We start from the raw sequence: 16,445 nt of genomic DNA, 5'->3' as shown, positions 1-16,445 counted from the left end.
GAACAATAAAAAACATCCCCTTCACAGGATGGAAGGGGATGTGAGACGCTGATGTTAAGCAAGCTGTTTAGGCGGACTCTTGAATATGGAGATGAGAAGACCGGCAATGGCTCCAATAACGGCAGGAATGGCCCAGCCGATTCCAAGACTGTATAAAGGAACAGTATCTTCTAACAAATCATGTAAACCACCAAGCGGAATCTTTGCTTCCACAAGTCCGTCGATGACGGCAAAGATACCAGTGAAAATAAGGGAAATGATATAAATCATCCGTCTTCCATTGATCCATCGATCGAGAAACGATAAAAGAATGATCACAATAGCTAACGGATAAATTGCGACAAGAACTGGGACAGATAGTGAAATAATTTGTGCCAGACCAAGGTTTGCTACAAATGTACTAAACAAAGAAACGATGAAGATGACCGTTCGATAGGAAAGGCGTGGAAATAGCGTGGAGAAATATTCTCCGCAGGAAGAAACGAGCCCAATACTTGTTGTTAAACAAGCAAATAAAATTGCCGCCCCCAGCACAATATTTCCAGCAGACCCAAATAAAAAGTTAGCGGCTAGGGAAAGAAGTTTCCCGCCATCATTTGATCCTACCATACCCGTTGCATCAGGACTTGATGCGCCAACGTAAGCAAGTGATATGTACACAAGTGCGAGTCCAGCAGCTGCCACAAGTCCAGCTTTAATACAGGCCACAGCAAGAGACTTACGCTCTGTAATGCCGCGTTCTTTAACAGCCGTGACAACGACAATTCCAAAAACGATTGAAGCAAGAGCGTCCATTGTTTTATAACCTTCCAAGAAGCCTGTAAACAGCGGGCTTGTTTCATAGGAAGGATGAGGACTGCTAATTGCGCCCATCGGTGTTGCAATGGCTTTTATCACAATTAAAGCAATGACAGCGAGTAAAATTGGTGTTAAAATTTTACCGATTCGATCAACAAGTTTCGATGGATTTAACGCAAGGGCATAGGTAATTCCGAAAAAGGCAATCGAAAACAAGAATAACGGAAGCCATGATGCAGACTGAGCTTCTGAAAGGAACGGGGCCAGTCCGATTTCATAAGAAACAGTTCCTGTACGTGGGATCGCAAAAAACGGCCCAATGGATAAATATAAAATGACGGTGAAAATTGTACCAAATGTAGGATGTGCTTTATCTGCAAGTCCTTTGGCACCTGTTCCTGTCAAGGCAACGGCTATGACGCCTAAGAGCGGCAGGCCTACCCCTGTCAGTAAAAAACCGCCAATCGCAAGCCAAACGTTTTCACCTGCGTATTGTCCAAGTACAGGCGGAAAGATCATATTACCTGCGCCGAAAAAGAGTGCAAACAGCATTAAGCCGATGGCTAATGTGTCTGACTGACTTAACTTATTGTTCATAAGAGGACCCCCTTATTATTTTATTTTTCCGTCATATTTAAAAATTCTGTTAATTAAGAATGAAATATGACAATGGCACTATGCATGTTATAGTGTATTGATCTAGTTGTCAATACACCGCTTTATTTTGAAAAAAAAGGAATGAGATTCACGTTCTTTAAATGGAGAAAGATAAGGAGTTTCGCAATGATTTATCTTGATAATAGTGCAACAACTAAGCCTTACCCAGAAGTTTTGAAGGTGTATCAGCAAGTGAGTGAGCGTTTTTTTGGAAATCCGTCCTCACTTCATCAGCTTGGCATTGATGCAAGCCGTCTGCTAAATGAAACGCGCAAACAAATGCTTCACTATACAGGCTTTAAGCAATATGAAATTATTTTTACATCAGGTGCAACAGAAGCGAACAACATCGCCATTAAAGGGGCGGCTATCGCCAAGATGAACCGTGGCAGACACATTGTCACAACCACAATTGAGCACCCTTCTGTCATTGAGTCATGTGAGCAGCTGAGGACGTTATTTGGCTTTGATATCTCCTATGTTCAAGTAAATGAGCATGGACATGCCGATATGACTCATTTAAAAGAAGTGCTTCGCCCTGATACAGTGCTGGTCAGTATGATGCATGTAAACAATGAAACAGGCGCTGTCCAGCCAATCGAAGAAGCGGCCAGCATCATTCGAGAGCATGCAAAAGAGGCGCTTTTTCATGTTGATGGCGTACAGGGGATTGGCAAGGTGCCCCTGCCTAAAGAGGTGGATATTGATCTTTTGACGATGTCAGGCCACAAGATTCACGGCTTAAAGGGAACAGGCGCACTCTTTTTAAAGAAAGAGACAGTGCTCGCACCTTTCATCACAGGAGGAGAGCAGGAGCTTGGACTCCGTTCAGGCACAGAAAACCCGGCTGGAGCTGTCAGCTTAGCAAAAGCCATGAAACATTCATTTGAGCATTTGAACAAGCATATTGATGAGATGCAGTCGTTAAAAACGCAGCTTCAAAAGCAGCTTGGAGAAATAGAAGGTGTTGTCCTCAACACACCGCTTACGAACAGTGCACCGCATATTGTGAATTTTTCAGTGCCAGGCATTCAAATTGAAGTCTTACTCCACATGCTTGAAAAAGAGGGGATTTTCGTTTCGACAACGTCCGCTTGCTCTGCTAAGAAAAAAGAACCAAGCCATGTCCTTCTGGCTATGGGGAAATCAGAAGAGGCAGCTAGAAGCAGCATGAGAATCAGCTTGACATATGGACAAGGACCAGAGCTGGCGCCACGTATCATCACATCCATCGCACAAAGTGTGAAAAAATTAAAAGGAATGAGATAACAAGATGAAGTATGATCATATTTTAGTCCGTTTTGGTGAGATCTCAACAAAAGGGAAGAATAGAAAGAAATTCATTGAAAAATTAAGACAGCATATTCGTTTTGTCTTAAAAGATTTTGCAGGACTCAAGTACGCATCTGATAGAGACCGCATTACAATCATGCTGAACGGAGAAGACCCTGAACCAATTTCAGAGCATCTCAAAAGTGTTTTTGGTATTCAAAGCTTTAGCCTTGCAGTGAAATGTGAGACGGATTTGGATGCTATCAAAGAAGCAGCACTGACAGCTGTGCAAGAAGTGTACGAAAAGGGGAATACATTTAAAGTCACAACAAAACGTTCATACAAACAATTTGAGCTTGATTCAAATGAAATGAACCGGGAAATTGGCGGACATGTTCTAAGGAATACGGAAAACTTAACAGTTAATGTGAAGCACCCAGATGTTCATTTGCGAATTGAAATCAGGGAACATGCGACGTACATTACATTTAAAGATGTAAAGGGTGCCGGCGGTTTACCTGTGGGTTCAAGCGGAAGAGCGATGCTTATGCTCTCAGGCGGTTTTGACAGCCCAGTTGCCGGCTATCAAGCAATGAAACGCGGCATTCAAATTGAAGCCGTTCATTTCTTTAGCCCGCCTTATACAAGTGAACGTGCCAAGCAAAAGGTCATTGATCTTGCAGAATGCTTGGCTGCCTATGGAGGCGAAGTGAAGCTCCACATTGTTCCTTTTACGAAAATCCAAGAGCTCATACACAAACAAGTGCCGGAAAACTATACAATGACATCAACGAGAAGAATGATGCTGAAAATAGCAGATAAAATAAGAGCGAAGCGTGATGCGCTTGCAATCATTACCGGTGAAAGCCTTGGCCAAGTGGCCAGTCAGACACTCGAAAGCATGTATGCCATTAATCATGTAACAAATACCCCCATCATTCGTCCGCTGATTGCAGTTGATAAAAATGACATTATCGAAGAAGCGAGACGAATTGGCACATATGATACAAGCATTCAGCCTTTTGAGGACTGCTGTACAATTTTTACGCCGCCGTCTCCGAAAACGAAACCAAAGCTTGAAAAAGTAGAGCGCTATGAAAGTTTTGCTGATTTCGAGCCAATGCTTGATGAAGCAGTGGAGCAGATCGAAACGATTGTTGTCACGAATGAAAAGAAAGCGGCAGATGAATTCGCTGATTTATTTTAAATAAAAATTTCATAATAATTACCATAAAAACAATCGCATGAAGTCATGTGTTTCTACACATTCTATATTCACAAGGAGGTGAGAACACATGGCTCAACAAAACAGACAAAGCAGTTCTAATCAATTAGTCGTTCCAGGCGCTGCACAAGCGATCGACCAAATGAAGTATGAAATCGCTTCAGAATTTGGTGTAAACCTTGGACCAGAAACAACAGCTCGCGCTAACGGATCAGTTGGTGGAGAAATCACTAAGCGTCTTGTATCTTACGCTCAACAACATATGGGTGGCGGATCTTTCTAAGACACACAATTAAAAAGCTATGGCTTATGAGCGGGATCATTCCCGCTCTTTTCTTTTTGTACATATAAATTGTTAGAATATTTCTAAAAAGGAAGACGAAACGAAAAAATTATGGCATAATACTAGGAGTAGGTCCTAATTCAAGCATTTTTCAGATATGAGTGTTAGAATAGGTAAATTGAAACATGATTCGTTTCATAGAAAGAGGCTAAAAGGAGCTGTACCATGAAAAGAGAAGACTTAATTGCACCAGAACAATATAACTTAGTCAGTGAGATTGAAGCATTCAGTCATGACCGGGAAAAAATGGCCCTGCACTGGCAGGATGGAAACGGCCATGAAGCGCATGTGACGTATGCAACATTAATAGAAGAAGCCAATAAAATCGGTCATGTATTATTAAATGCAGGCTTTAAAAAAGGCGATAAAATCATTGTAATGGTGCCGCGCATGCTAGAGGCATACAGCATTTATTTAGCGATTTTAAAAACAGGAATGGTTGTGATTCCTTGCTCAGAAATGCTCCGTGCGAAAGATTTAGATTACCGAATGGAACATGCAGAAGCAAAGGGAGCGATTGTTTACGCATCCTTCATTCAATCGTTCGACGGGACCAATCAGCCAAAAGATTTCAAAACATTCTCGATTGGTGAGAACGATCATGGCTGGACAAACATTTTGGCGCAAAAGGAACACCAATCAACCGAACTGAAATTGGCAGAAACAACACGCACAGACATGGCGTTTCTATCTTATACATCAGGCACAACAGGTAACCCAAAAGGGGTTGTGCATACACACGGCTGGGCTTATGCACATTTACGCACAGCTGCTAAAGCGTGGCTGTCTATCAATGAAGGAGATAAAGTATGGGCAACAGCAGGACCAGGCTGGCAAAAATGGGTGTGGAGTCCTCTCTTATCTGTTTTAGGAAGCGGAGCGGAAGGCTTTGTGTATGGAGGGAAATTTAATCCGAATACGTACTTAGAGCTGCTTCAAAAAAATGAAATCAATGTTCTATGCTGTACACCAACAGAATATCGATTTATGGCAAAAGTGGATGACCTTAGTCAGTACGAGCTGCCGAAATTGCATAGTGCTGTTTCTGCGGGAGAGCCGCTAAACCGTGAAGTCATTGATACATTCAAAAAACATTTCAATGTAGAAGTACGAGATGGATACGGCCAAACAGAAAGCACACTGCTAGTAGGCGTATTAAAAGGAATGGACATCAAGCCGGGCAGTATGGGAAAACCAACCCCTGGCAACGATGTGGACATCATTGATGAGAATGGCAGCATTTGCGCACCAGGAGAAATTGGTGACATTGCGGTACATCTTGAAACACCGGCTTTATTTAAGGAATACTATAAAGATCCAGAGCGTACAAAAGCGCAGCGCCGCGGGGATTACTTTATTACCGGTGACCGTGCGAAAAAAGACGAGGACGGATACTTCTGGTTTGAAAGCCGCAGAGATGACATCATTGTTAGCTCAGGCTATACGATTGGGCCGTTTGAAGTAGAAGATGCGCTTATCAAACACCCAGCAGTAAAAGAATGTGCTGTCGTAGCGAGTCCAGATGAAATCAGAGGCTCAATTGTGAAAGCGTACGTTGTATTGCGCGATGCATCAGCACAAAGTGATGAGCTTATTACAGAGCTGCAAACACACGTGAAAAATACAACAGCACCTTACAAATATCCAAGAGAAATCGAATTCATTGACGAGCTGCCAAAAACACCGTCAGCGAAAATTCGTCGTGTCGAGCTGAGAGAAAGAGAGCTTGCGCGAAAATCATCATGACAGTAGAAACAATAAGCGTCTGGATGGAAAATCATCCAGCGCTTTTTTTATTGGACAAATCAAATATGTAAAATTCGTTCATGATGTTTTATGTTAAAATGTGTAAGGATGACTTGAAAAGGAGAATGTTCTGAAAATGTCGATTGCGATAATTCATGGCATTGTGCTTGCCTTTGGTCTTATTTTACCTTTGGGCGCACAAAATGTATTTGTATTTCAGCAAGGAGCCCTTCAGCCTCGATTATATCGCGTGCTGCCTGTGGTCATCACAGCCGCCCTCTGCGACACACTTTTAATCACTTTAGCTGTCATTGGGGTTTCGGTTGTTGTTCTCACCATTCCGATCTTGCAAATAGCTCTTTTTATCATTGGATTTTTCTTTTTACTTTATATGGGGTGGTCAGTTTGGAACACGAGCTCCGCAACAGGTAATCAAGAAAAGATGGACTTGATGCCCGTGAGAAAACAAATCATATTTGCCTGTTCCGTTTCACTTTTAAATCCTCACGCGATTCTCGATACAATAGGAGTGATAGGAACGAACTCTCTGCAATATCATGGGGCGGAAAAGGTGGCATTTACCGCAGCCTGTATCATTGTCTCGTGGTTATGGTTTATGGGTCTTGCCCTTCTCGGGAAAATGTTAGGAAAGCTAGATACAAACGGCAAGTGGATGAACCGGATCAATAAAGCCTCTGCGATCATGATCTGGCTAGTTGTATTATATATCGCCTATCAGCTTATTGGATAAAGGATACATAGAGCAAAAGAGACGTGATGTTGAACATGTCATTTGAAGAAGCGTTGGATGGAAAACATCCGGCGCTTTTTTGTTGTCTACTGTCTCGGGGCAAGCATCAGTTACACCCCGTTCATTTATCTCAGACATACTGACGATTCAATTACCTGAAGGAAATGATATCAAGTAGGAGATATGCTACATTATTTATAGTGGTTTTTTTTGGTAAATAAGCCTCTTATGCCATTTTCCATAAAAAGGTATAATTTTTATGGGATTTAAATGGAAAGTTGAAGAATGAGTTTCATATCAATCCAAATGGGGAGTTTTTAAAAGGATCTTTTACCTATGGTGAAAACGGTGCGAAAAAAGATATGATGGAATTAAATAGAAAAATTATGAATGCTGAAGATTCGGAAATTCAAACGAGCTTTAATTGGAACAAATTTTGGAGTTGTTTAAAAAAGAAAAGTGGCCCGAATGAATCTCTTCCGCTTCGTTCAATGGTTCTTGGGGCTTGTTATTATGTTTGTTTAACAGGACCTGTTGGTTGTATAGCATGTACAGTCATTAATGCAGGAATATCGGCTGGGATAGCAGGTTATTGTGTGAAAAAAGTTTGGTGAATTGGAGGTTTTCAAATGGCTCATAAAGAACAGCGTAAAGGGGCAGTGCTTGCTGTCTTTGATACATTGACGTTTGGTGTACCAGTCTTGTTGTGGAATTTATATAAGAATACGAATAAAACATTGAAGCTGATGATCCCGATTATTCCAATAGTAGGTTTCATCACGTATCTTTTGGCATCTCTTTACTAATGTGTTCAAAAATCATTTGCATGAGCGATACGCTCATGCTTTTTTCATTCGATCATTTTTTGAAGATGGTTTGATTTAATAGACGGAGAGCTTGTACGATATCATCCATTTGATTTTGGTCAGAGGAAGAAAGGCTGTCCATGAGCATGGATTCAATTTGTTGAAATGCTTTGTCCATACACGCACGGCCTTTTTTAGACAGCATAATGACATGTTTTCGCTTGTCATCTTTATCTTCTTGTCTATCAATGAATTGTTTTTCGTGAAGCTTTTTCAATTCTCTGCTGACATTCGGAAGAGACATGTGCTGACATTCGGCGATTTCACTAGGTGTTAGCGGCTCACTGACGGCTAACTGCTCCAGAATCAAATATTGTAGAGTGGTTAGATCAGATGGTTTGATCTTGCTCATCATAGCGTGTTTCAGCTCCGAAAAAGTAGAAGCAAATGTGACAAACTCTTTGAAAAAATGTGGGTTTTTCATCATTTTTCACCTCCTACGTACCATACCAAAATTATTATCAAAAAACAATTATCATTTGACAACCAAAAAAGAGGGGTGTATGCTTTTTGTTATCAAATGATAACTAAAGGAGACAAGCCATGAATGTACTCATGATTTATACTCACCCCCATCACAATAGTTTAAATGGTGCTTTTTTTAAAGAAATCCTAAAGGGCAGTGAAGAAAATCCAAACGTTCAAGAAGTGAGAATCATAGATTTATACCAAGACAAATTTGATCCTGTACTTATTTTTAATGAAGAGAAAAAAAGACGTGATATGCATAAGGACCCTGAGATTCAAGAATATCAAGAGAAAATCAAATGGGCAGACAATATCGTGTTTGTTTATCCGATTTGGTGGGGGCGGCCGCCAGCCATGCTGCTTGGTTTTATTGATCGAATGTTTGCAGCAAATTTTGCTTACCGTCAAACAGGCGGGCTGCTTCCAGAAGGCTTGTTAAAAGGAAAGAGGGCTGTATGTGTATCGACAATGCAAGGACCGACCCACTACCCTTTCTTCTTTTTGCAAAATGCCCACAAAATCTTAATGAAACGAGCTCTTTTACAATATGTCGGGATTAAACCGGTGAAGTTCTTCGAATTTGGCATGATGGAAAGTCCAAAAGGGAAGCATGACGTGAAATTAAAACGGATATACGACTATTTTCGGAATATTAGCTCATAAACCACATTCCTTGAGTCACTTTTCTTCTAATTTGATCCTATTATGTTTTAAAATGGCATAGAGGGTGAGACTCATCCTCGTTATTTGAAAAGGGGGATATGAATGAAGAAAACATTGTTTAAAGATGCGGCGCTCATTACACTTGATCCATCTTTAGGTTTTCTGGAAAAGGGAGATCTCTTAATTGAAGGGGCACACATTGTAGAAGTTGGACCTTCGATTGAAGCAAGTGGTGCTGACATTGTCGATGCATCTGACATGGTCATCATGCCAGGGCTTGTGGATACCCATCGTCATGTGTGGCAGTCTGTCATAAGGGGCATAGGAGCAGATTGGTCTTTACAGACGTATTTGAGCAAAATCTATTATGGCAACTATGGAGCCATGAGACGGCCATCAGATGATCGAATTTCTAATTACTTAGGGGCACTAGAGGCTTTAGATGCAGGGGTAACCACATTTTTCGATTGGACGATGATCAATTCAATAGATCATACAGATGAGCTCATTGAAGGATTAAAAGATGCAGGCATTCGTGCTGTCTTTGGTTTTGGTACCTCTGGAGATGCAGAGTATTGGGATAGAGAGAGTACACTGACGAATATGGAAGACGCAGCCCGCGTGAAAAAAACGCATTTTCAATCGTCAGACCAGCTGCTGACGATGGGACTTGCCATTCGTGGCCCTGAGTTTTCCTCATGGGAGACCTCGGTATATGAAATTGAAGCAGCAAGATCCCTAGATGCATTATGTAGTATGCACATTGGCTTTGGAAATTGGGGGGCAGCGGATCGTTCGATTGAGCGGCTTCATCAAGCAGGGCTGCTGGGGCCTGATCTGAATATGGTGCATATCAATGCAATTGATGCAGAACAAATGAAAATGCTCGCCGACAGTGGAAGCTCAATATCCATTACACCGGAGATTGAAATGATGATGGGGCACGGTTATCCTGTAACGGGGCTCGCCATTGAGAATGGAGTTCTTCCAACGCTCGGTGTAGATGTGGTGACAGCCACAGGAGGGGATTTGTTTACCCAAATGAAATTCGGACTTCAGGCAGAGCGGGCGATCCAAAATCAAGCTTTATTGATGGAGGGGACGATGCCAGGACCTGAGCTTGGCCTGTCTGCTCATCAAATGCTGGAAGCAGCAACGATAAATGGAGCCCGTGCATTGAAGCTTGATGACAAAATTGGATCACTCACACCTGGAAAAGAAGCTGATTTCATCTTGATTGATCGGACAAGCATGAATCTACTTCCAATGACAGATCCAGCTGGAGCGGTTGTCCAAACGGCACACCCTTCAAATGTTGATTCCGTCTATGTTGCCGGAAAGGCAGTGAAGCAAAATGGGAAGCTAGTTGGAGTGAACCTAGACGAGATCAAACAAAAAGCTTATGCAGCAAGAGATCACATCTTATCGCATCAGTTTGAATCAACAAAATAAAGCACAATCCCCCATAGGCCTTTGCCTATGGGAAGTACATGACAAAAACGGTATCAATTGATACGACCATCCGCATTTGTATTCACAGCTCACCGCCGAATAAAAAAACAGCCAGATTGTACAGCAAAGCAGCTGTGCAGCAGCCCGGCGAGAAACGGAATGTCAAAGTTAAATAGCTGCTTTAGCCGAACACCTTTTAAGAGATCTTTTTCCGTAAAATGAAACCTACGCAGGATCGTGTACAAGCTTTGTTTTTCTTCGCTTTCATTCATTTGTTTGAATAAATGTGAAATCATCCGGCACCAATGACAGTGGTCGTACTTTGACAGCTGTATATCGCCTGATGAAAATCGTTGATCTCATACACATCATAGGGCCAGTACTCCCGCTAGAAGCAGACAAAAAAAGCAAGGGAAGAAGATCCCTTGCTTCAGCTTATTTACCTAAAAAATGCTTTTTAAAGAATGATAGTTGATATTCAAGTGTGAGTGGGTCATTAAAGTAAAATTCTTCAGCATTTGCTACGTACACACGATGTTTTTTCACAGCAGGGATGGACTTATAGATTTCACTGTTTTGATAGGAATTGTCCATTTCATTGTTTTTACTAATGATCATGTAGTCTCCGGCAAATTCAGGGATAACCTCTTGTGACACCGCATAATAACCGGCTTTTAATGCTTTTTCTTTTACTTTTTCAGGCATTTTCAGTTTCATTGCTTGATAGAGAATTTCGGTTCCACGACCCCATGCATCTCCAAATACATAGAGATCTTTTGTGCCGCTTTCAAAGACAGATACTGTCGCATCTTTACCAATTTTTGCTTTGATTTCTTTTCCAGCTTCAGTTGCACGTTTTTTGAAATCTTTTACCCAAGCTCTCGCTTCTTTTTCTTTGTTTAAGACTTTTCCAATTTCAATATGCTGCTGAAGGTAATCGACTTTGTTGTACGTGAACAAGACTGTCGGGGCGATTTTTTTAAGTTTTTCTACATTTTTTGCATTGCTCAAACCGATGATGACATCAGGCTTTAGCTTCATGATTTTTTCTACATTTTCATCCGAAACTTCTGCTACATTTTTTAATTTCTTTTGGAAACGTGGATTCTTTTTTGACCAAGAGTCAACGCCTACAAGGTTCACACCAAGTGACATGACATTTCCTGAATAAGAGCCGAGAACCACGACACGTTTTGGATTCGCTGGTAGCTTCACAGGTCCATTTTCAGATTGATATGTAATCGTGTCAGATGACGTTGATTGATTTCCTTTATTTGAGGAAGAGTTGCTGCTATTGCCACATGCGCTCAACGCAAGTACGAAAATGAGCATCAGAGGGAACAATATTTTCTTCATGAATGTAGACTCCTTTGAAATCGGCACATGAGCCGGATATTTGGTTGTATTAGTGATAATGATAATTATTATCACTAAATTATCATATCACAGAATTGCGGTCTGTTGTCAATTACATTTTGATAGTTGGTGATAAAAAAAAAACAGAGAATTTCTCATAGAAAGAAAAAAAGATCAAGGCAGCATGTGACCTGATCTTTTTTCTTATTTAAACCAGCCTTTTTCTTTTGAGCGTGTGATGGCTTCAATTCGATTTTTGACTTCTAGTTTATCTAAAATAATGGATATATAGTTTCGGACAGTGCCGCTTTTAATGCTTAGTTCCTTTGCGATCTCTTTTGTGTTTTTGCCGTCTGCGACGAGTTCAAGAACAGATCTTTCTCGTTCGGTTAAAGGGTTTTCGTCACTGTATAAGTCTTCCATTAATTCAGGGGCGTACACCTTTTTCCCTTTCATCACGCTGCGGATGGCACTTGCCAGATCTTCACTTGGACTGTCTTTCAGCATGTAGCCGCTAACGCCAGCTTTCAGTGCTCTTTGGAAATATCCAGAGCGGGCAAAGGTCGTTAAAATAATGATTTTCACATCAGATTCTTTGAGTTCTTCAGCTGCCTCTAGCCCAGATTTTCCTGGCATTTCAATATCCATTAAACAAATATCAACGGGGTGTTTTTTAGCAAAATCAATGGCGTCCTGGCCGTTTGTCCCTTTTCCAACAACGGTCATATCGTCTTCTAAATCGAGAAGCGACCCAAGAGCACCAAGCAGCATTTGCTGATCTTCTGCGATAAAGATATTAATCATTTTATTGCCTCCTTATGTTTTGCTGCTGAATCATTTGGAATGCTCATGATCAGCTTTGTCCCGTCCTTTGTCTCAATGCGCAGGCGTCCATTTGCAAATTCCAATCTTTCTCTAATGCCTAAAAGGCCATGTCCCTTCGTTTGCGAGGATGGATGATCACCTTTAAATGTTCCATTATCCTCAACGGTAATGACGGCTTCTTTTGATTTTTGATGAATGGTGAGCTTACAGACAGTGGCATCACTATGTTTGACGACATTCGTTACAGCTTCTTTGATGCACATGCTCACAATGTTTTCGTTGAGGAGAGTGATCTGTTTTGGTGCTTCCTTTTCATCATAAATCAATTCAATATCGGCCGCTTCAAGAATTTGCCGAATGTTCAATATTTCATCTTTGATCCGAATACCTTTCATGGAGGAAACAATTTTTCGCACTTCATTAAGAGACGTTCTAGCTGTCTGCTGCACGCTTTTTAGTTCGGCACGGGCCTGTTCAGGATCTTTATACACAAGTTTACGGGCAAGATCACTCTTTAAACCGATGAGAGAGAGCTTTTGTCCAAGTGTGTCATGCAGGTCGCGTGCAATGCGCTGTCTTTCTTCAAGCTTCACAAGATCGGCGATCCGTTCGTTTGCATATTCTAATTTCTCCTCGAGCCGTTCACGTTCCTTCCTGCTTCGAATACTCAGAGGGAGGAGGATGGCGCTAATAAGTGTGATCACAACAAACGGAATTTGTGTGAGAAACCAGCCTTTTTTTAAGATCAAACTAAAGTTCACCGCCACGGCGGCGCTCGCTAGATGAATATAGTATAGGATATAGAAAGGAACCTTTTTTTTGATATGTCCATTGAAATAGGCGATACAAAAAGCAAAATAAATGTAGCTGTAAAGCATCACATAGCCAGTCGAAATGGCGATTAATAGAAGGCCGAATACATATAAAGACCACCCTTTTGCGACAAAGGCGAAACGGTAGACAGCAAAAAAGACGACGTTTAAAATAATGCCGATCACAATGCCTAAAGTGGAAGGGGTCTTAAAGATAAAGTAAAAGGGCAGGATGAAAAAAATCGCCCATATATATGGGGAAATCCCATGCAGTTTTTGAATTTTTAGTTGTTTTTTCATCCGTGATTCACCTTTTCCATTTTTTCAGTCTTTTTCACTACTTTATCAAATTGAACACGTTACCGCATCCTGCAAATACAACAAGCTCCTTCTATTGTAAGAAAGAGCTTGCGCCAATTATGCATTCTTCTTGAGTATGTCTCCTTTTATCACAGGGGTGTTTCTAATCTGACGTGCTTCTTTAAAGGTAACAAATGCTTTCGTATCTTCATCCCATAGCCTGAACTTCATTGACTCAATGCTAGTTTTCAACGTGATGGTTGGAACATTTTGAAGCGGCTCACTATGCTCATGGGCATGCTCTAAATGATAATTTGGTACCCTCGGGCTTAAATGATGGACATGGTGGTACCCGATATTACCTGTTAACCATTGAAGGAGCTTTGGCAATTTGTAAAAGGAACTGCCTTCTACAGCTGCCTGCACATAATTCCAATGTTCATCTGCTTCAAAGTAAGAATCTTCAAATGTATGCTGCACATAAAATAACCATACACCGATTGATCCAGAAATGAGGAAAATCGGACCTTGAACAAGTAGGAAGCCCTGCCAGCCAAAGAGTAGACATGTGGCTGCTGCTAATAAAACAATCGTCACGTTTGTCAAATACGTATTCCAGCGCTCTTTTTTACGAGCACTTTTCACATTGAAACGGTTTTGAATGAGAAACACAAAGATCGGTCCTAAAATAAACATCACAAAGGGATTACGATAAATTCTGTAACGAATTTTCGTCCATACAGATGCTTCTTGATATTCTTTGACTGTCAGAAGCCAAATGTCACCAGTACCTCGTTTATCTAAATTACTGCTTGTGGCATGGTGAATCGAATGATCTCTTTGCCATTGAAGATAAGGGAAAAGGGTGAGGACACCCGTTAAGAAACCAAACAGGTGATTCAGCGGCTTCTGTTTAAAAAAAGATTGGTGGCAGCAGTCGTGAAAAATGATAAAGACGCGCACTAAAAATCCAGCTGCAATAACCGCAATGAAGAGGGTGAGAACATAGGAGATGTTCAGACTATAATAGGCTAGAAACCAAAGTCCGAAAAATGGGATAAATGTATTGAAAAGCTGCATGATACTTTTTTTAGAGTCAGCACCAGAAAATTGACCTACTTGTTTTCTTAAAGTGGCTTGCTGCTGTGTGTTTGTTGAATTTGTCATGAAGGTTCAAGTCCTTTCCGTTTCTTTCTACTTCAAAGTATAGAAGGAAAGGTGTGATGCTCATAGTAGTACCCATCATGTATACAACATGACATTTGTCATGTTGGTCATGAAAAAAGCTTGCGGTATAAGGGTTTGTAAGTGGTGATATTGATTAAAAAAAAGTGAAGGCGCCAGGCCCTCACTTGTTATGAGCGTGCTTCATGTACTTTTAACTGCTTGCCTTTAATGGTAGTATGCCTCATCGCATTTAGCACAAGAGGGCCTTTGCCATTTAAAATATCTACATACGTTTTCGTTTCCTGAATGGTAATAATCCCAATGTCATCAAATGCAACGCCTTCTATTTTGGCAATGGTCCCAACGAAATCGACGGCCCTGAGTTTCTTTTTCTTCCCGCCGTTAAAATAAAGCTTCATGATATCCTTCTCTACACCGGCCTGCTTATTTTCCTTTTGAATAGGCGTTTCAATCTTCTCTTCAAAGGCTTCTACATGCTGCTCTGCTTCTTCTTTTGTAGGATAAGGCTGAGTCTGAAAGTCAATGCCGGCATCCTGCTTTAATTCTTCAATGAGCGGCTGCGCATGCCTTGTCATAAACGCAATCGTTTTCCCGCTTTTGCCCGCTCTGCCGGTTCTTCCAGTTCGGTGAATATAGCGTTCTTTTTCATAAGGCAGGTCGTAATGAATGACGTGTGTCATATCACTTACATCAATTCCTCGGGCTGCAATATCTGTTGCGATCAAATAACGGAACTCCCCGTTTTTAAATTCATCCATGACGGCAAAACGGTCTTCCTGCTTCATTCCGCCGTGAATTTTGTCGCAAGGAACATCCCACTCGTCCAGCTTCATCGTCAGTTCATTCACTCGTTCCTGCGTATTGCAGAAAATGATGCAGCTATCTGGATTTTCCATGACGATCGTTCGTTGAAGCAATGAAAATTTGGCTTCTTCCTCTGTTTCAATCAACGTGTGGGTGATGTGCTGTACAGTCGTTTCCTCCCGTGCAATCTCAATCACTTTTGGCGATTGTAAAAACTGCTCGCTCAAATCCTTCATTTCATCAGACATTGTCGCTGAAAACAGCATCGACATACGCTTTGCCGGCAGATGCTGAATAATAGAAGAAACTTGCTCAATAAACCCCATGTTCAGCATTTCATCTGCTTCATCTAACACGAAGAATTTGAGATTTTCTAAAGAAAGTGTCCCTTTTTCAAGGTGATCCAATATGCGCCCTGGTGTTCCGCATACAATATGATTTTTTTGTGCAAGCTCTACTTTTTGTGCTTGAAAAGAAGATTTTCCATAAATGGCTGCGGCTTTGATTCGTTTAAATCGTCCAATGCTGGTAAGGTCCTGTTTGACCTGCATCGCAAGTTCTCTCGTTGGGACGAGAATAAGGGCTTGAGGTTTATTTTCAGCCCAATCCACCATTTCACAAATGGGCAGACCATAGGCCGCTGTCTTGCCGCTGCCTGTCTGAGATTTGACGATTAAATCCTGCTTGGAAAAAGCAACGGACAACGTCTCATGCTGAACGGGTGTAGGTGTATGGAAGTGAAGCGCTTCTAGCGCTTGTTTTAATTCATCACTTAATGGATATTGATCAAATTGTTGTAATGGCATCGTGTTCTCCTTTTCGTACATTCATACTTGTGACATCATACCATATCTTTTCAAAGACACCATGCCCACATGAAAAAAAGCCCCATATAGGAGCTTTCAGCGTGTAGACAAAC

General features: G+C 41.3%; 16 protein-coding genes and 1 pseudogene. 9 read left to right on the top strand and 8 right to left on the bottom strand.

The genetic code is table 11. The features are described from left to right. Positions 1-54: 54 nt before the first annotated feature. Positions 55-1,395: a branched-chain amino acid transport system II carrier protein gene (brnQ, locus tag BA1_RS04870; protein ID WP_008356333.1), complete on the bottom strand. Its 1,341-nt coding sequence runs from the start codon at positions 1,393-1,395 to the stop codon at positions 55-57. Positions 1,396-1,581: 186 nt separating this feature from the next. Here brnQ and BA1_RS04865 point away from each other — a divergent pair, with 186 nt between their 5' ends. The 7 genes from BA1_RS04865 (at position 1,582) to BA1_RS19265 (ending at position 7,598) form a co-directional block, all read left to right on the top strand. Next, positions 1,582-2,724: a cysteine desulfurase family protein gene (locus BA1_RS04865; RefSeq protein ID WP_008356332.1), complete on the top strand. Its 1,143-nt coding sequence runs from the start codon at positions 1,582-1,584 to the stop codon at positions 2,722-2,724. Positions 2,725-2,728: 4 nt separating this feature from the next. Then, positions 2,729-3,934: a tRNA uracil 4-sulfurtransferase ThiI gene (thiI, locus tag BA1_RS04860; RefSeq protein WP_008356329.1), complete on the top strand. Its 1,206-nt coding sequence runs from the start codon at positions 2,729-2,731 to the stop codon at positions 3,932-3,934. An 88-nt stretch (positions 3,935-4,022) separates the two neighbouring features. Next, positions 4,023-4,235, top strand: coding sequence for an alpha/beta-type small acid-soluble spore protein (locus BA1_RS04855; RefSeq protein ID WP_003216385.1), 213 nt, complete (start codon positions 4,023-4,025; stop codon positions 4,233-4,235). A gap of 225 nt (positions 4,236-4,460) precedes the next feature. Continuing rightward, a complete protein-coding gene (gene mbcS / locus BA1_RS04850) occupies positions 4,461-6,041 on the top strand; it encodes an acyl-CoA synthetase MbcS (RefSeq protein WP_008356327.1) in 1,581 nt (526 codons plus the stop codon). A gap of 136 nt (positions 6,042-6,177) precedes the next feature. After that, entirely contained in the window at positions 6,178-6,792 is a 615-nt protein-coding gene (locus BA1_RS04845) for a LysE/ArgO family amino acid transporter (protein WP_008356324.1), read from the top strand. A gap of 278 nt (positions 6,793-7,070) precedes the next feature. Next, the gene (locus BA1_RS04840; protein WP_008356321.1) at positions 7,071-7,406 is read left to right on the top strand and encodes a hypothetical protein; all 336 of its coding nucleotides are present in this window, start codon (positions 7,071-7,073) and stop codon (positions 7,404-7,406) included. A gap of 15 nt (positions 7,407-7,421) precedes the next feature. Beyond that, positions 7,422-7,598: a hypothetical protein gene (locus BA1_RS19265; protein ID WP_008356320.1), complete on the top strand. Its 177-nt coding sequence runs from the start codon at positions 7,422-7,424 to the stop codon at positions 7,596-7,598. Between the two features lie 52 nt (positions 7,599-7,650). Here the strand turns inward: BA1_RS19265 and BA1_RS04835 are convergent, their stop codons facing one another. Continuing rightward, positions 7,651-8,082: a MarR family winged helix-turn-helix transcriptional regulator gene (locus tag BA1_RS04835; RefSeq protein WP_008356319.1), complete on the bottom strand. Its 432-nt coding sequence runs from the start codon at positions 8,080-8,082 to the stop codon at positions 7,651-7,653. Positions 8,083-8,201: 119 nt separating this feature from the next. On the opposite strand from BA1_RS04835, the gene BA1_RS04830 reads away from it, so the two are divergent. Both BA1_RS04830 and BA1_RS04825 read left to right on the top strand, forming a co-directional pair. Further along, a complete protein-coding gene (locus BA1_RS04830) occupies positions 8,202-8,789 on the top strand; it encodes an NAD(P)H-dependent oxidoreductase (RefSeq protein ID WP_008356318.1) in 588 nt (195 codons plus the stop codon). A gap of 102 nt (positions 8,790-8,891) precedes the next feature. Continuing rightward, positions 8,892-10,241: an amidohydrolase family protein gene (locus BA1_RS04825; RefSeq protein WP_008356317.1), complete on the top strand. Its 1,350-nt coding sequence runs from the start codon at positions 8,892-8,894 to the stop codon at positions 10,239-10,241. Between the two features lie 85 nt (positions 10,242-10,326). On the opposite strand, the pseudogene BA1_RS19375 reads toward BA1_RS04825, so the two are convergent. From BA1_RS19375 to BA1_RS04795, 6 genes and pseudogenes are all read right to left on the bottom strand, one after another. After that, a pseudogene (locus tag BA1_RS19375) lies at positions 10,327-10,522 on the bottom strand (bacitracin ABC transporter permease); the annotation flags it as partial. Positions 10,523-10,676: 154 nt separating this feature from the next. Further along, positions 10,677-11,597 (bottom strand): iron-hydroxamate ABC transporter substrate-binding protein, encoded by a 921-nt coding sequence (locus tag BA1_RS04815; protein ID WP_008356315.1) that lies wholly within the window; start codon positions 11,595-11,597, stop codon positions 10,677-10,679. 204 nt (positions 11,598-11,801) lie between these two features. Next, entirely contained in the window at positions 11,802-12,401 is a 600-nt protein-coding gene (locus BA1_RS04810) for a response regulator transcription factor (protein WP_008356314.1), read from the bottom strand. Then, the gene (locus BA1_RS04805) at positions 12,398-13,534 is read right to left on the bottom strand and encodes a sensor histidine kinase (RefSeq protein ID WP_008356313.1); all 1,137 of its coding nucleotides are present in this window, start codon (positions 13,532-13,534) and stop codon (positions 12,398-12,400) included. Before BA1_RS04805 ends, BA1_RS04810 begins: the two co-directional genes overlap by 4 nt. A 117-nt stretch (positions 13,535-13,651) precedes the next feature. Beyond that, on the bottom strand, positions 13,652-14,701 hold the full coding sequence (gene desA, locus BA1_RS04800; protein ID WP_008356312.1) for a Delta(5) desaturase DesA: 1,050 nt from the start codon (positions 14,699-14,701) through the stop codon (positions 13,652-13,654). A gap of 188 nt (positions 14,702-14,889) precedes the next feature. Continuing rightward, positions 14,890-16,332, bottom strand: coding sequence for a DEAD/DEAH box helicase (locus BA1_RS04795; protein ID WP_008356310.1), 1,443 nt, complete (start codon positions 16,330-16,332; stop codon positions 14,890-14,892). Positions 16,333-16,445: the final 113 nt, after the last annotated feature.

Source organism: Bacillus xiamenensis (assembly GCF_000300535.1).
In the GTDB taxonomy this organism is placed as follows: domain Bacteria; phylum Bacillota; class Bacilli; order Bacillales; family Bacillaceae; genus Bacillus; species Bacillus xiamenensis.
Note: the sequence above shows the minus strand (reverse complement) of the source record. Positions and strands in the feature narration are given on the sequence as shown.

Coding starts and splice junctions, on each gene's coding strand:
- brnQ (WP_008356333.1), bottom strand. CDS start 1,395: ATGAACAATAAGTTAAGTCAGTCAGACACATTAGCCATCGGCTTAATG.
- BA1_RS04865 (WP_008356332.1), top strand. CDS start 1,582: ATGATTTATCTTGATAATAGTGCAACAACTAAGCCTTACCCAGAAGTT.
- thiI (WP_008356329.1), top strand. CDS start 2,729: ATGAAGTATGATCATATTTTAGTCCGTTTTGGTGAGATCTCAACAAAA.
- BA1_RS04855 (WP_003216385.1), top strand. CDS start 4,023: ATGGCTCAACAAAACAGACAAAGCAGTTCTAATCAATTAGTCGTTCCA.
- mbcS (WP_008356327.1), top strand. CDS start 4,461: ATGAAAAGAGAAGACTTAATTGCACCAGAACAATATAACTTAGTCAGT.
- BA1_RS04845 (WP_008356324.1), top strand. CDS start 6,178: ATGTCGATTGCGATAATTCATGGCATTGTGCTTGCCTTTGGTCTTATT.
- BA1_RS19265 (WP_008356320.1), top strand. CDS start 7,422: ATGGCTCATAAAGAACAGCGTAAAGGGGCAGTGCTTGCTGTCTTTGAT.
- BA1_RS04835 (WP_008356319.1), bottom strand. CDS start 8,082: ATGAAAAACCCACATTTTTTCAAAGAGTTTGTCACATTTGCTTCTACT.
- BA1_RS04830 (WP_008356318.1), top strand. CDS start 8,202: ATGAATGTACTCATGATTTATACTCACCCCCATCACAATAGTTTAAAT.
- BA1_RS04825 (WP_008356317.1), top strand. CDS start 8,892: ATGAAGAAAACATTGTTTAAAGATGCGGCGCTCATTACACTTGATCCA.
- BA1_RS04815 (WP_008356315.1), bottom strand. CDS start 11,597: ATGAAGAAAATATTGTTCCCTCTGATGCTCATTTTCGTACTTGCGTTG.
- BA1_RS04810 (WP_008356314.1), bottom strand. CDS start 12,401: ATGATTAATATCTTTATCGCAGAAGATCAGCAAATGCTGCTTGGTGCT.
- BA1_RS04805 (WP_008356313.1), bottom strand. CDS start 13,534: ATGAAAAAACAACTAAAAATTCAAAAACTGCATGGGATTTCCCCATAT.
- desA (WP_008356312.1), bottom strand. CDS start 14,701: ATGACAAATTCAACAAACACACAGCAGCAAGCCACTTTAAGAAAACAA.
- BA1_RS04795 (WP_008356310.1), bottom strand. CDS start 16,332: ATGCCATTACAACAATTTGATCAATATCCATTAAGTGATGAATTAAAA.